Origin of the sequence: Pedobacter sp. GR22-10, assembly GCF_026239715.1 — a bacterium.
Lineage (GTDB): Bacteria > Bacteroidota > Bacteroidia > Sphingobacteriales > Sphingobacteriaceae > Pedobacter.
The window spans coordinates 302,290-318,282 of record NZ_JAPIVR010000004.1 but is presented as its reverse complement, the minus strand read 5'-3'; the positions used below and the strand labels follow the sequence as shown (position 1 = coordinate 318,282).

At 39.2% G+C, this 15,993-nt stretch carries 8 protein-coding genes; 6 read left to right on the top strand and 2 right to left on the bottom strand.

All coding sequences use genetic code 11. The features are described from left to right. Window positions 1–2: 2 nt before the first annotated feature. Window positions 3–3,098 (bottom strand): SusC/RagA family TonB-linked outer membrane protein, encoded by a 3,096-nt coding sequence (locus OQX64_RS17835; protein WP_265819798.1) that lies wholly within the window; start codon window positions 3,096–3,098, stop codon window positions 3–5. A 412-nt stretch (window positions 3,099–3,510) separates the two neighbouring features. Between OQX64_RS17835 and OQX64_RS17830 the strand changes: the two genes are divergently transcribed. Next, a complete protein-coding gene (locus OQX64_RS17830; RefSeq protein WP_322974976.1) occupies window positions 3,511–4,563 on the top strand; it encodes a glycoside hydrolase family 130 protein in 1,053 nt (350 codons plus the stop codon). Between the two features lie 179 nt (window positions 4,564–4,742). On the opposite strand, the gene OQX64_RS17825 is transcribed toward OQX64_RS17830, so the two are convergent. After that, window positions 4,743–7,676 carry a M16 family metallopeptidase gene (locus OQX64_RS17825; protein ID WP_265819797.1) on the bottom strand — a complete coding sequence of 978 codons (2,934 nt, stop codon included), beginning with the start codon at window positions 7,674–7,676 and terminating at the stop codon, window positions 4,743–4,745. 204 nt (window positions 7,677–7,880) lie between these two features. Between OQX64_RS17825 and surE the strand changes: the two genes are divergently transcribed. The 5 genes from surE (at window position 7,881) to OQX64_RS17800 (ending at window position 15,888) form a co-directional block, all read left to right on the top strand. Then, complete coding sequence (surE, locus tag OQX64_RS17820) at window positions 7,881–8,723, top strand: 5'/3'-nucleotidase SurE (protein WP_265819796.1); 843 nt, start codon at window positions 7,881–7,883, stop codon at window positions 8,721–8,723. Window positions 8,724–8,733: 10 nt separating this feature from the next. Then, window positions 8,734–9,006, top strand: a complete 273-nt coding sequence (locus tag OQX64_RS17815; protein WP_088301999.1) for a stationary phase survival protein SurE — start codon at window positions 8,734–8,736, stop codon at window positions 9,004–9,006. Between the two features lie 157 nt (window positions 9,007–9,163). Next, window positions 9,164–10,264 (top strand): lipid-A-disaccharide synthase, encoded by a 1,101-nt coding sequence (gene lpxB / locus OQX64_RS17810; RefSeq protein WP_265819795.1) that lies wholly within the window; start codon window positions 9,164–9,166, stop codon window positions 10,262–10,264. Window positions 10,265–11,188: 924 nt separating this feature from the next. Next, entirely contained in the window at window positions 11,189–14,224 is a 3,036-nt protein-coding gene (locus OQX64_RS17805; protein WP_088302001.1) for a SusC/RagA family TonB-linked outer membrane protein, read from the top strand. An 11-nt stretch (window positions 14,225–14,235) separates the two neighbouring features. Next, complete coding sequence (locus OQX64_RS17800; protein WP_088302002.1) at window positions 14,236–15,888, top strand: RagB/SusD family nutrient uptake outer membrane protein; 1,653 nt, start codon at window positions 14,236–14,238, stop codon at window positions 15,886–15,888. Window positions 15,889–15,993 lie beyond the last annotated feature (105 nt).

The following is a 15,993-nucleotide window of genomic DNA, read 5'->3' as shown; positions in this document are numbered from 1 at the left end:
AATTATAAACCTATGTTTATGCCAAGTGAAATTACCCGCGGCTGTGGGGCAGAATAAAAATCTACACCCTGGTTAATGTTTGTAGATTGATAATCTGCATTAACCTCCGGGTCCCAGCCTTTGTAACCCGTAATCGTTGCCAGGTTTTGGGCTGTGGCATAAAGTCTCAGTTTACTAAGTTTAATCTTCGTTAAAACTGATGCAGGAAAAGTATAGCCTAGGGTTAAGGTTTTTAGGCGGACATAATTGCCATCTGATATATATCTGGTTGAGAATCCTACTCCGTTTCCATAACCTAACCTGGGTTCAGGAACGGAAGTGATATCACCTGGCTTATTCCAGTATTGCATCTGATCAACCGTCTGGTTATCGTATCCGTTTGAACCATTTGCACTCATGTACTGCCCACCGGCATTAAATATTTTATTGCCAGATACGCCTTGAAAAAACACAGTTAAATCAAAGTTCTGATAAGAAAATGTATTGTTTAAACCGAAGGTATATTTAGGGTTTGGGTTGCCGGCAAATATTCTTGCGGCCTCATTAATATTAGTGGTTGTGCCTCTGTTAATGGTTCCCGTGCTTGGGTCTACGGTATTTAAGTAATACAGGGCATCGCCATTGGCTGGATTGACACCGGCATATTCTGGTAAATAAAATACACCAATGGGCTGTCCTTCCACCGCGGCATTGATTTCATTCGAGTTTAGGATCTGTCCACCCAGATTCGTGATTTTGTTATTATTGATGGCACCTGTAATGGCCGTAGACCATTTAAAGTCACCAACAAAATTTTCAGTATTGATGCCCAGTTCAAAGCCATTATTTTTCAAGGCACCCAAGTTTTGTGTCTTAATACCAAAACCCGTAGTTTGGGGAATTCGCACATCCAGCAATAAATCTGTGGTGTTTTTCTGATAGAAATCAAAGGTGCCCGTAATCCTGTTTTTTAATAAGCCAAAATCAAATCCAAGATCCAGTTGTTTTGTTTTTTCCCAGGTTAAGTCTGGATTGGCAATTTGTGATGGGATCTGACCAGCTATGCCTCCATAAGCACCCGTTCCGGCAAACAGGCCTCTTGCTGAATAGTTACCAATTTCTGCATTACCGGTAAGACCATAACTTGCTCTAATTTTCAATAAGCTAACTGTTTCACTATTTTTCAGAAAATCTTCTTCTGAAGCAATCCATGCCACCGATCCTGCAGGAAAATATCCATATCTGTGGTTAGCGCCAAAACGGGATGAACCATCTGCTCTAACACTAAGGCCAACTAAATAACGGTTATTGTATTTGTAATTGGCTCTGAAAAAATAGGAAAGAAAACTAAAGGCACTTTCATTGCTCAGGGCAACTACCTTCGTTGCCGCAGAGCCTAACTTAATATAGGCATCACTCGGGAAATCCTGGCCCTCAATGCTGCTAAATTTGGTAGTAGATTTTTGATAACTTGTTCCTAAAATAGCATCAAAAGTACTTTTGCCTGCCGTGGTATTGTAGCTAAAAAAATTGTTTGTGTTGGCATTGATTACGAATGTGGAGATATTTTGTCCATCGCCATTGGAAGTGCCTGTATTTCTAAATGTTAGTGAACCATAATAACTTTCTTCATTCTGGTTTAAATTGTCAATAGAAAAATCTGTGCTGAATTTTAATCCTTTGGCAATGTTAACATTGGCGAATGCTTTCCCTATGGTGCGGTATACAGTTGCTTTGTATGCAGCATTTTCGATGCTAATAAATGGATTATAATAAACAGGATAATTTGTTGCAGCTCCAGGTAAAGTTCCGCTGATTAAGCCAGATCTTGGATCGATAAATGGCGTAATGGGAGATAAGGCCACTGATTGTAATGGACTAGAAAAAGCATTATCATTGGATAGACGGTTATTGATACTATTAGAAAAATTCAAATTTATACCAACCTCCAGAAAATCTGTTGCCTTATTGGTCAGGTTTAATCTTCCGCTGTAGCGCTTATAGCTATTACCCACTAAAATACCATTTTGATTGAGTGCCTGTCCACCAATGTAAAATTTTGTTTTTTCGTTGCCGCCAGTAAAGTTTAAATCATACTGTTGTGTTACAGGATTATCCTGATAAGATTCTCTTTCCCAGTTCGTATTCACTTTATAGGTTTGATAATCATTGTTTCCTGCCGAATAACGATTTAGTCTGCCTTCAACAATGGAACTATAATCATCAAGTGCTTCCTGCAATGTGGTATAATCTCCATTTAAGAAATCCTGATTAGCAGCACCTTGTCCGGCTCTTCTGATGAGTTGAACATACTGTTCGGCATTCAGAAATTCTCTATGATTTGAGGGTGTACTTATTCCGCCGAGCGCATTAAACTGGATTAATGTTTTACCTGTCTTACCTTGTTTAGTGGTAATTAGCACAACACCGTTTGATGCCCTGGCACCATAAATGGCAGAAGCTGATGCATCTTTTAGCACTTCGATAGATTCTATATCATTGGTATTCAAATCTGCGAGTGCACTTGTAGGAGATGACGTTGCTGAGAAATTTCCTGAAGTAATGGGGATTCCATCTACAATATAAAGCGGTTCGCTACCTGCAGTAACAGAAGCGGCACCACGAACCCTAACCGTAATGCCCTGGCCGATTTTTCCGTTTTGTGCAGATATTTGCACACCGGCAGCCTTACCTTGCAAAGCTTGTTCAAAACTGGTTACAGGTAAGTTCTCCAGATCTTTTGATTTTACAGAAGCAACCGATCCGGATACATCCCGTTTATTTTGCGTACCATACCCCACCACTACAACATCAGAAAGTGTAGTGTTTTCTTCTTTAAGACTGGCATTAACTGTTGTTCCGTTAATGGGCAGTTCTAAAGTGGTATAGCCGATAAAACTAAAAACAAGTGTTTTTGCATTGTCGGGAACATTTAATTTATAATTTCCGGTGGCATCACTTTGCGTGATGTTGGATGGTGAGCCTTTTACAAAGACACTCACACCTGGTATAGGACCAGAGGAGCCAGATGTAACTTTACCGCTAATCATTTTGCTTTGTGCGAAAGCAAATGAAATTAACCCGAAAGTTAAAACCATGCTAAGTAGTAGTTTTTTCATTAATTGTTTAGTTTTGTTTAGTGTAATTGAATGATTTAGGGGATGACAATGGAATTTAAGTAAAAAATAGTCAGAAAAATATCCAGATGTAAATTTTAACACTTTTATAGGTGTGATCTTGTTTTTTTAATTTAATTTATGCGGAATGAGATTGATATTTCTTGGTTAATTATAGTTTTTTGAGTGATTTTTCCGGAATTAGTTTCTTTTTGAAGAGAATGAAAGCGAATGTTTTAAAAATGAAACTTTTAATAAGCTTTATATGCTTAATCTAGTGTAAGATCAACTGATTCTTAGTGAGCATAATGAATCCTTGCGAAGTATTAATATCATTCAATCAAACAATAAAATTATGGGCAAGTGGTTATTGCTATTCGTAGTTTTGGTAGATAAGCAACAGTTTTAAATGCGTATGATGAACGAACAGATTAAAAGATTTTCAGAAAATCCAATTCTTTCACCAATGGATTTGGTTCCGAGCAGGCCTGGTTTGGAAATAGCCTGTTTATTAAATCCTGGCGTATTTAGATTTCAGGGAAAAGTCTGGATGATCATCAGGGTGGCAGAGCGGCCCAAGCAAGAACCTGGTATCATTTCTTTTCCCGTACTGAAAGATGGAGGAATGGAAATAATATCGATAGAAGAAAATGATCCTGAACTGATAGCAGACGACCCAAGGGTCATCCGTTATAAAGGAATGGATTATTTAACCACACTTTCGCACCTCCGTTTGGTTTGCAGTGAAGATGGTGTTCATTTCTATCAGCCTGAAGGATTCCCGTTATTACTGGGGGAGGGCAAAAATGAAACCTTTGGAATAGAAGACTGCCGGGTTGCCCAGATTGATGATACTTATTACCTTACCTATACCGCAGTATCTGTACATGGAGTAGGTGTGGGGCTTCGTACCACCAAAAATTGGAAGACCTTTGAAAAGCACGGTATGATCATTTCTCCGCATAATAAAGATTGCGCCATTTTTGAAGAAAAAATTAATGGGAAATTTTATGCGCTTCACCGTCCGAGTAGTGTTGATTTAGGTGGGAATTATATCTGGCTGGCAGAATCGCCTGACGGAATCCACTGGGGAAACCATCAATGCATCATCAAAACAAGAAAGCATCAATGGGATAGCAAACGTGTAGGTGCAGGGGCAGCTCCAATCAGAACCGCACAAGGTTGGCTTGAAATTTATCATGGTGCAAATGAAAAACACCAATACTGTTTAGGGGCTTTTTTAATGGATTTGACAGATCCGTCAAAAGTATTGGCCCAAACGGAATACCCGATTATGGTACCAACAACTGATTATGAAATAAATGGTTTCTTTGGGGAGGTGGTATTTACCAACGGTCATCTGGTAAATGGTGATGAATTAACCCTGTATTATGGTGCGGCCGATGAATTTGTTTGCGGGGCAAAGTTTTCAATTCAAGAAATTTTAGGGGCATTGAAATGGCTGTAATTTATTAGTATGCAGATGGAGACTGATGAGATGTTGGGGATATTTTATTAAAGCGGATTACAAATCCACAGATCAATAATCTCGAAAATATTTCCAGACCAACAGCTATAAAAAAAAGCGATTTCTGTTTCCAGAAATCGCTTTTTACTTTATTCTTTAAGCTTTTGCTTTAGTCTTACTTAGTATCCGAAAATCTGCTCCAATGTTAATTTAGTAACCGGACCAAATTTGGCTAAATCAGTCATGTTAATTTTTTTCTCAGAAGCAACAACGCAATAGTTGTAAGGCTTGGCAGATAAATTATCATGATGGAAAGTGTTTACATCCGAAAAACTTAATGGTTTAAGGTTGGCATATTCATCTATTCTGGAATCATGATCAAATCCTAACTTTTTATCTGAAAAATAACTGGCGATAATGCCATCTTTTGTAATCCTGGAAGTTTCAATACTGTTCAATGAATTGGCTTTGGAAAGATTGAAAGACTTATCTGATTCCGGTAAAGTAGTAAGCAGTTCATTCATGCCCGCAACGGCTTCATTCATTTTATCAGCCTGGGTACCTACATAAGCCACTACTGCATTTTCTTTATCCTTACTGTTTGGAGAAGAATAAACCGCAAATGTAGAGTAAGCCAAGGCTTTTGATTCGCGGATAGTCTGGAATACGATAGAGCCCATGCCACCACCGAAATAGTTGTTAAATAAACTAATTTTGGCTGCATTTGAAGGATCATATAAACCGCCATTTCTTACCCAGCGGATTTCAGCCTGCACCATGTCATAATCTGCGAAATATACTTTGTTAGAATCTGTTTTGGTGTAAACAAATTTCTTCAATGGTGCTGCCGGTGTAAACTCTTTGGCTAACGGATGTACCTTTACAATATCTGCAGAAAAAGCAGCTAAGGTTTTAGGCCCGTAATAAGTAATGGTATGTTGGTAATTGCTTAGATTGTGCAGCAGATAAATTAAATCAGATGATTTCATGTTTTTAATTTCATCGTTGCTAAGGCCATAATTAAATGGGTTATCAGTACCATATTGTGCATAACTCATCAAGCCGCTTAAAATTGACGACTTGTTTAATTTTGTGTTTTCCCTTAATTTTAAAATCCTCCCTTTAAGATCTTCCAGTGCTTTTTCATTTGGCTTACAGTTTGCCAATACATCTTCTAACAAAGCCGTTGCTTTATCAAAGTTTTCCTGCAAACCAGAAAGGCTGACAGTGGTTACATCGGTGCCAACATTGATGTTATAGTTACAGGCAAGGTTATAAAAAGCTTTACTGATATCTTCAGCAGAATATTTATCTGTGCTTAAGAAAGCCAGGTATTGCGATGCATAGGGAAGCAGTTTATAGTTATAAGAACCCATCTCAAAACGATAATTCATGCGGAAGATTTCATTTTCTGTGTTTTGAACAGTAATTACATCCGCAATGCCGGCTTTACCAAAATTAAGGTCTTTGGTGTAATCTAAAAATTTAGGGGCAATTGGTTTTACCGGTGCATCAATAATACTTTTGGTAAATGGTGAAACTTCATTCGAATTGGTTTTAACTGCAGTTATGGCAGGTTTTTCTACCTTCAAAATGCTCTTATCTTCACCTTTGTGTTTCAGAACAGAAACATAATTATTGATAAAGAATTTGTTGGCAAAATCTACAATTTCCTTTTTAGATACTTTACCCATTGCATCTGTTGAGGCCAGCATTTTATCCCATTCGGTTCCCCGGTTTTGGATAAAGGCAGTCATGGTATAATCTGCCCGTACATCATTGTTCTCAAATGCCTGTAATTCCGATAGTTTAGCGTTGGCTACAGTAGCTTTGATCAGTCCCTCATCAAACTCGCCTTTTTTAAGTAGTTCAACCTGTTCAAGTAATAGTTTCTGCGCTTCTTCTAAACTTTGTCCGGCTTTAGGTGAACCTGATAAAACGAAAACGCCATAATCTTTCATCTGGTTATAACCTGCACTGGCACGTAGCATTTTCTGTTGTTTATTGATGTTGATGTCCATTAAACCAGCTTTGCCGTTAGATAAGATATTGCCGATTAAATCCAGCAATAAACTCTGATGGGTATTTTGGGCAAAACCACGGTAAGCTACATATAAATTTTCTGCGCTTGGGCCATAAATATCAACTTTTTGTACCTGTGTAAGTGGTTTTTCAGCAGCAGGGTTGTAAAGTGCAAATGGCTTTGGAACCATGTAGGAGAAATCTTTGTCAACCTTCTTAATTATGTCGTCATAATTAATATCACCAGACATAATCAGGGCCATGTTATTAGGCACATAATATTTATTGTAATATTTTCTGATCTCTACTAATGAAGGATTTTTAAGGTGCTCTATGGTACCAATGGTGGTTTGCTGGCCATAATTATGTGTTGGAAATAAAGCATTAAGCATTTTTTCATACATTTTACGTCCGTCATTATCCATTCCGATATTTTTCTCCTCATAAACAGCCTCCAGTTCCGTATGGAAAATACGAAAAACCGGTGAACGGAAACGTTCGGCCTGAACAGCTAAAAATTTATCGATTGCGTTAGATGGAAAATCTTCTTCATAAACAGTTTCCTCTACCGAAGTATGGGCATTGGTTGAACCGCTTCCAATTGATTTCATCATTTTATCATATTCATTCGCGATAGAATAATTGGACGCCTCTCCTGAAATCTTATCAATTTCTTTATAAATTTCTTTACGTTTTGCCGGATCTGTAGTTTTAATGTAGGTTTCGTAAAGTGCCTCAATTTTATCCAGAAGTGGTTTTTCTTTGGCGTAATTTAAAGTTCCGAATTTATCCGTTCCTTTAAATAATAAATGCTCCAGGTAATGTGCAAGGCCGGTATTGGTGCGTGGGTCGGTATTACTGCCCGCCCTGACAGCCATTTTATAAACAATATTCGGTTCTTTATTATTTTGAGATAAAATAACGGTCAGGCCATTCTTTAAAGTATAAAAACGCGTCTTGGTGGGATCGTTTGTTACATATTTATAACTGTAGCCACCAGATGACCCTGTTTTCCATTGATAGGTATTTTGTGCCTGGGCAATTGTACCTGTAATCAGAAAACAAGCTAAAGTAAATAGTTTGATTTTCATTGAATTGTTTTTTTGGTTTATAAAATAAATGCCTGTTCAATTGGTATAAACAGCGCACTCATTTTTACCCAAATATATATGCTTTCTTTTGTTGAATGAAATGCTTTTTGTAAATCTCAAACAAAATTGCGGGAATTAATGAAAATAGTATATTAAATTGCCATTAATTGTGGCCTGAATTTAATAATCCGTATTTTTACCGGTATGACAAAGCAAAGTTCTAAACCCAATATTTTAGTAGTTAATGATGACGGGATTACAGCTACCGGGATCAAAAACCTGATGGAAGTAATGCAGGAAATTGGCCATGTGGTGGTGGTTGCACCTGATAGTCCGCAAAGCGGAATGGGGCATGCCATTACGATAGGAAAGCCCATTCGCTTTGATAAAGTAAGCATTTATGAAGGAGTAGAAATGTATAAATGCAGTGGTACACCTGTAGACTGTGTGAAGATTGCCGTGAATAAGATATTCAAAGGTAAAAAACCCGATTTATGTGTTTCAGGAATTAACCACGGCTTAAACAATTCAATCAATGTACTTTATTCCGGTACCATGTCTGCCGCCGTAGAAGGCGCCATTGAAAAAATTCCGTCTATTGGTTTTTCCATGGATGATTTTGCTGCTGATGCTGATTTTAGTCATACCAAAAAGTATATTAAAAATATTTGCGAACAGGTTTTAGCCAATGGTTTACCTGAAGGCACCTTGTTAAATGTTAATTTCCCAAAGGGTGCAGATTTAAAAGGAATTAAGATCTGCAGACAGGCCAATGCGAAATGGATGGAAGAATTTGACGAAAGAACCGATCCATACAACCGTCCTTATTATTGGCTTACCGGTGTTTTTGAAAATTTTGATCATGGTGAAGATACCGATGTATGGGCTTTGGAACATGGCTATGTTTCCATAGTTCCGGTGCAGTTTGATTTAACTGCTCATCACGCCATTCAAACCCTAAGCAGCTGGGATTTTGGGATGGTGAATAAAGCGAAATCTGGTCAGATCACTCAGGTTTCATCGCCTGATGGCATTAACTTAGGCTGATTGATTAAACATGAATGATAAGTTGAGGAAGGTGAATGATTCAGTTTGGATTGGACTGGGCCTGGGTTTAATCATTCCAGCAATTTTATGCGGATTAGCCTGGTACATCATTCATCATGTGGCCGTATTGGCGAAAGCTGATTTACTGTATATTGGAAGTATTGCTGTCAATGCTTATGTGATGCAATATTTTTTCAGATACCATAAACTTAACATTGGAAGAGGAATTTTAGCCGCTACATTTCTGTGCGCTTTTATTTTTTTTACGTATAAAGTTTTTTGAAAAAAACTGGCGTCATTGCGAACTGAAGAAGGGGCATGTGAGTTGGGGTGAAGCAATCCTTCCAGAACAAAAAAAGGATTAACGAATACAATAACAATATCAAAGATGGCTTCGTCGTGCCTCCCCGCAATGACGATTTTGTGCTAAAATAAAAATTATGAAATATTACCTCGTAGCAGGAGAAGCATCCGGCGATTTACATGGAGCAAACCTGATGAAGGCTTTAAAGGCAGAGGATAGCGATGCTGTTTTCCGGTATTTTGGAGGTGATAAAATGCAGGGAGAAGGTGGCGAACTGGTTAAACATTATGCCGATATGGCCTTTATGGGATTTACGGAAGTGGTGTTGAATTTGCGCACGATTTTTAAAAACCTCAAAGCCTGCAAAGATGACCTGCTGAAATGGAAACCCGATGTTTTGATTTTGATAGATTTCCCGGGGTTTAACCTTAAAATAGCCGATTTTGCAAAAGCCAATGGCCTCAAGGTTTGTTATTATATTTCACCTAAAGTATGGGCCTGGAATCAGAAGCGGGTATTGAAAATCAAAAAAATAGTCGATCATCTGTTTTGCATCCTGCCATTTGAGGTCGATTTTTATCGTGAATGGGGGATGGAGGTAGATTATGTCGGTAATCCACTGTTGGATGAAATTGCACAGTTCAGCCCCGATGTAAATTTCAGCACGAAGAATAATTTAGGGGATAAAATAATTGCCCTGTTGCCGGGAAGCCGGAAACAAGAGATTGAACGGCTTTTGCCGGTAATGTTAAGTGTAACCGAAAATTATCCCGAATATACTTTTGCTATTGCTGCGGCACCTACTTTTTCTGACGACTACTACCATCAGTTTATCGGAACCAAAAAAGTCCGGCTACTTTTCAACAATACCTATAACCTGTTGAACGTTGCACATGCTGCTATTGTCGCTTCGGGGACCGCTACACTGGAAACCGCCTTGTTTAAGGTGCCGCAGGTGGTGGTTTATAGAGGTGGCGCCATATCCATTGCCATAGCCAGGATGCTGGTGAAAATTAAATTCATCTCACTCGTTAACCTGATTGTAAACAAGAAAATTGTTACGGAGTTGATTCAGGAAGACTGCAATTCACAAAAGTTGAACCAGGAACTTTTCCAAATCCTGGATGGCGAAGGCCGAAAAGACGTACTGCGCGATTATGAGGCATTGATGAAACTCATGGGGACGCCCGGAGCATCTTCAAAAACAGCACAATTGATTTATTCATACCTCAAGTAAGGTCAAATTTGAATCAGAGAGAAGCAACCTGATCTGCGAACATCAGCGGGAACATTAATAGGAAACTAAACGCCCGTTTATCCCGCAGATTAAATTAATTTCCGCGGATTTAATAATCTTGACCTGATCTGCGAAATCAGCGAGCATCAGTGGGAACATTAATAGGAAACTAAACGCCTGTTTCTCCCGCAGATTAAATTGATTTCTGCAGATTTAATAATCTTGACCTGATCTGCGAAATCATCTAAAATCAGCGGGAAACATTAATAGGAAACTAAACGCCTATTTCTCCCGCAGATTAAATTGATTTCCGCAGATTTAATAATCTTGACCTGATCTGCGAAATCATCTAAAATCAGCGGGAAACTTAATAGGAAACTAAATGCTTATTTCTTCCGCAGATTAAATTGATTTCCGCAGATTTAATAATCTTGACCTGATCTGCGAAATCAGTGAACATCAGCGGGAACATTAATAGGAAACTAAACGCCTGTTTCTCCCGCAGATTAAAGTAATTTCCGCAGATTTAATAATCTTGACCTGATCTGCGAAATCATCTAAAATCAGCGGCAAACATTAATAGCAAACTAAACGCTTATTTCTCTTACACATTAAATGAATTTCCGCAACATTAACATTTATATCATCATTTCACCTCTGGGTTAAATGCATTATAAACTAAAACTTAAATAATTCTTCTAATAAATACTAAAACGTTTTTGTAACACTTTTTTTACTAACTAAAACGTTTTAATAAATGGATATTTTATTAATATTGACCTAAAGATCATCAGATCACTAACCGAATTACTATTTACGAAATGAATCATGGTACCTGCATATAAAATAAGCTGATCTGCTGTACAAAGGCCAATGGTTTAGCAATCCCTATCCGCATTCATATTAACCTAAAAAAAATCGCTAATGAAAATTAATTTACTCAAACTCACTGGTATCTCTGCAATTGTCTTGTCGAGCTTGCCGGCCTTTTCGGCAGAATCTGACCGGAAAGATTTCGAAGGCTTTTTCGAGCTCGAATTTCCCTGGCACAAAGCCAGCGTAAGAAAAGTAATTACAGGAAAAGTAGTTGATGAAAAAAATCTGGGTGTTCCGGGTGTAGGGGTACAGAATATTACCTCCGGCCAGGGTACCGTAACAGATGCCAACGGGCAGTTTAAAATTGAGGCAAATGAAAATGAAGTAATCAGATTTACTTACCTCGGCTATCAAACCCAGAATATCACCATCGGTACACAAACCAGTTTAAATATCAAGCTGGCCGTATCTGCCGATACCAAGTTAGATGATGTGGTAGTAGTGGGTTATGGTACCCGCAGCCAGAGAGAACTTACCTCTGCCATTACTAAAGTAGATACTTCTCAGTTCAGGCAGAGTGGTGCCAGAAATGCACTGGACTTATTACAGGGTAAAGTAGCTGGTTTACAAATTACCAGGAGCAGTTCTAATCCAAACTCTGGTGTGGCAATTCAGCTTCGTGGCGTAACGTCCATTTCAGGTACATCCAGTCCTTTAATCGTAATTGACGGGATTCCAGGCGGAAATCTAGACCTGTTGCAACAAGATGATATCGAATCATTCTCTGTTTTGAAAGATGGTTCGGCTGCAGCTATTTACGGTACCAGGGCGAATGCCGGTGTAATTCTGGTCACTACAAAAAAAGGACGTAAGGGGCCTTCTCAGTTTAATTACAATGGTTATGTCAAACATGAAACCTTATATGAGCGTCCTGATTTCATGAGCGCCAGTCAGTTTAGGGAGAAAATTGCCAGCGGGCAATATAAGGCGCAGGATTACGGCGGCGACTTTAACTACTTCAATGATATTGTAAACAAAGACAATTTAACCAACTATCAGAATCTTTCAGTTTCTGGTGGCGGGGAAAATTCTACTTATCGCGGTTCATTCACTTATAACAAACTGGATGGTTTTGCAAGGGAAAATAACAGAGAACAATATCAGTTCAGGATGAGCTTAACGCAGAAAGGTTTCAAAGATCGCGTTACAGCTGCATTTAACGTGGCCTCTAATATTAACAAAGCCAATCTTTTAGGTGGTGGTGGCTGGGAAAATGTGCTTACCAAAAACCCAACTGAATCTTACTATAATCCTGACGGGAGTTATCTGTTTACACGGAATATCACCAATGAAGTGGCCCGTTTAGCACAGGAAACCAGTAAGAGATCTCAGCAAACCTACTCTATAGATGGAAAAATTGATGTTGATATCTTAAAAGATTTAAAGGCTTCGACCTTTGTGGCTTACCAGAGAAATCAGTTTGTTGATAATCAGTACCGCATGTTACGCAGTCAGAATTCCCTTGAAAATGGTGATGCACCTGGCGGGGGGTATGCCTATAAAGGAACGGAACTGAATGAGAATTTCAACTTCGAGCCCACCATAGAATATCACAAAACCATCAATGAGAAACACCGTTTAACCGGAATGCTTGGGTATTCATACCGTTATGAGGTCAACGAATCTTTCAGTGCCAATAACAGAGGTTATACCAATGATATTTTTGAAGAAAACAACTTAGGGAGTGTACCTATTGGCGTAAACCGTGTTGGTTTGGCAAGTAATAAAAATGATAATACCCTTATCGCATTATTCGGACGGATTCATTACACCTTTGATGGCAAGGTAAATGTGGAAGCAGTATTGAGAAGAGAAGGTTCTTCGCGGTTTGGTGCCAATAATAAATGGGCAAGCTTTCCTGCAGTTTCCGCATCTTATGAAATTACCCGTGAGAAGTTCATGGAAAATGCCAAGTGGCTTAATTTCCTGAAAATCAGAGCTGGTTATGGTGAAACCGGTAATTCAGGCTTTGCGAACTATGCCTCTCTGGTTACCTTGGGCACTGGAAACCTTTATCCTTTTCCAAGCGGTGAATGGTTACAAACCTATGGTCCCTCACGTAATCCAAATCCTGATTTAAGATGGGAACGTAAACGGGAATACAACTTTGGCCTTGACTTCTCAATGCTCAACAACAGGTTAAGTGGATCCATTGATTTGTTTAAACGAAATATTGTTGACTTACTGGATACCTATACCTCTCCGCAACCACCCTTTGTTCAGAGTTCCATTTATACCAACGTAGGAACAATTTCTGCAAAAGGTCTGGAGTTAACATTAAATTATCAGGCCATCAAGAGCAACAATTTCAGCTGGAACATCGATTTTGCCGGCAGCACCATCGATAATAAGCTGGATACCTATTCCAATGATGTCTACAAAAGGGATATGAGAACTTTTGGCGGTATTGGTGGGGCAGGAGATCTCGGAGATGCCTTTCGTACCTACGAAGGCAGGAATATCGGCGAGTTCTGGGGTAAACGCTTTGCCGGTTTTACACCTGAAGGCAAGTGGCTGTTCTATAACCGGAATGGTCAGGCTGTTCCAAATGCACAAATCAATACATCACCTTTCCGTGATCAGACTGATTTAGCCCTGATCGGAAATGCCATTCCGAAATACTATCTGTCACTGGGAAATACCTTCACCTACAAACAATTTGATTTGAGAATTTTCCTGAGAAGTAAACTTGACTTCGATGTGCTGAATACCCTGGCTTTATCATACGGAAACAAATTCGGAACACAGGGTAACCTTTTAAATAGTGCTTTCACCAAATATGCAGAGATTAACGATACTTATATGTATTCTGATTATTATCTGGAAAAAGGAAGTTTCTTAAAGGTTGATGAGGTAACACTGGGCTATACTTTCAAGTTTAAAGATAAAGCTTTCCGCAGCCTGCGGGTATATGCCGTTGGGCAGAACCTGGCCTTGTTAACAGGCTATTCTGGTAACGATCCCGATTTAATTCAGGATACCGGTTTAGGTCAGGAAATTAATGGTCGCAGTTTGGGTATTGATACCAGAAGTCCTTACCCAACGACCAGGCAATTTGTTTTCGGTGTCAATTTTGGATTTTAATATTAGAAAGAATGAAAAATTTTAAAAAAATCATATGGTCTGTATTGGTGGCCTCGCCTGTTTTATTTAACGGCTGTACCAAGTTAGACGAGAATATTTACAGTTCGCTGGTTACGGATAACTATTATAACAACAAAAATGAAGTATTATCAGCGGTGTTAAGGCCATATACCCATGCCAATGCCTGGGCAACACCTTCAGGGCAGGATAACTGGTGGAGACCTTCTGAACTGTCCGGCGATCAGCTGGCCTGGCCAACAAAAGGCCGTCATGGTGAAGATGGAGGTAAGTGGAAACGCCTGCACTACCACTCCTGGCTGGTAGATGACGGACCTTTAAACAATGCCTGGTCCTTAATGTACGGCGGTATGGGATTTTGTAATGATCCCATCGGGAATCTCGAGAAACGTTCCTTATCACAGATGGGCATCACGCAAGCGGAAAAAGATGCTTACATCGCAGAATTGAAATTATTCAGGGCCTATCATTACCTCAAACTGATGGATCTTTTTGGTAATATTCCCATCGTAACCCAGGTAGGTATTCCTGCGAAACCGGAAACCAGACCGCGTGCAGAAGTGTTTGCCTTTATTGAAAAAGAGATTAAGGAAAATATAGATAAGGCACCTAAACTTTCAAGAAGCATGCTGGGCCGCATGACACAGGCCGGTGGTTATGCCATGTTGGTAGAACTGTATTTAAATGCTGAAGTTTGGACAGGTACTGCACGTTGGGATGATTGTATTGCCGCAGCAAATAAACTAATCAATGGTGAAGCCGGCGGTCAAAATGGTACAATGGCACTTGATCCGAATATTACAGATCAGTTTAAGTCAACCAACGATTTATCTAAGGAAGTTATTTTTGCAATTGCCTACGAATTCAGAATTGCAAACTCGCAACCATCCTGGACCGGAGAATTCTTCCATTTTCAGCAGGACCAGATTTATGGTGGTTCCAGAAACGGAAACAATGGTATTGTGATGGTGCCCGGAAATTATAACAAATACAAAGATGAAGACCTGAGAAAAACAACCTGGTTATTACAGGGGCCTCAGGTACGTTTTAACAATGGCAAGGAGGCACTCGCGAGCGGAGGTAACGAATACAGCGGTCAGCAGATTAATTTTGTGGATGAAATTCGCCGCGCCAGGGTAAACTCTACTGTATCAAATATGAGTGAGGGTGAAGAAAACAGCGGTGTACGTTTCAATAAATATAAATTGGGCAACAATGTGGCCGGTATTGTTAACGGTAATCCGGTTGGGATTGATTTAAATTACAATTGTACCGACTGGAATTTATACCGTCTGACATGGATCTATTTTGCTAAAGCCGAGGCAATAATGCGTAAAAATGGTGGTACAGCTACCGCAGAGGCTGTTCAGTTAATTAATGATTGTAAAAAACGTGCCTTTACCGATGCGAACTGGCCTGCAAATCAATACACTACTGCCAGTTTAACGCTGGATGAGCTTTTGAATGAGCGTGGACGTGAGTTTGTCTTTGAAGGATTCAGAAGGGATGACCTGATTCGTTTTGGTAAATTTCATACCGCCTCATGGTGGGATCATACACCATCTGCACCATTCAGACAATTATTTCCCATTCCTTTGATTCAGAGAACATTAAATGAGAATCTGGCTCAGAATCCGGGTTATTAATCAAAACAAAAAGAGGCGCTACATGGTGCCTCTTTTTGTTTTCAGCCTGAAATTTTAGTTTTCCTGTTCTTAAAATCAACTGATATTAATTATTATATTAGCCAA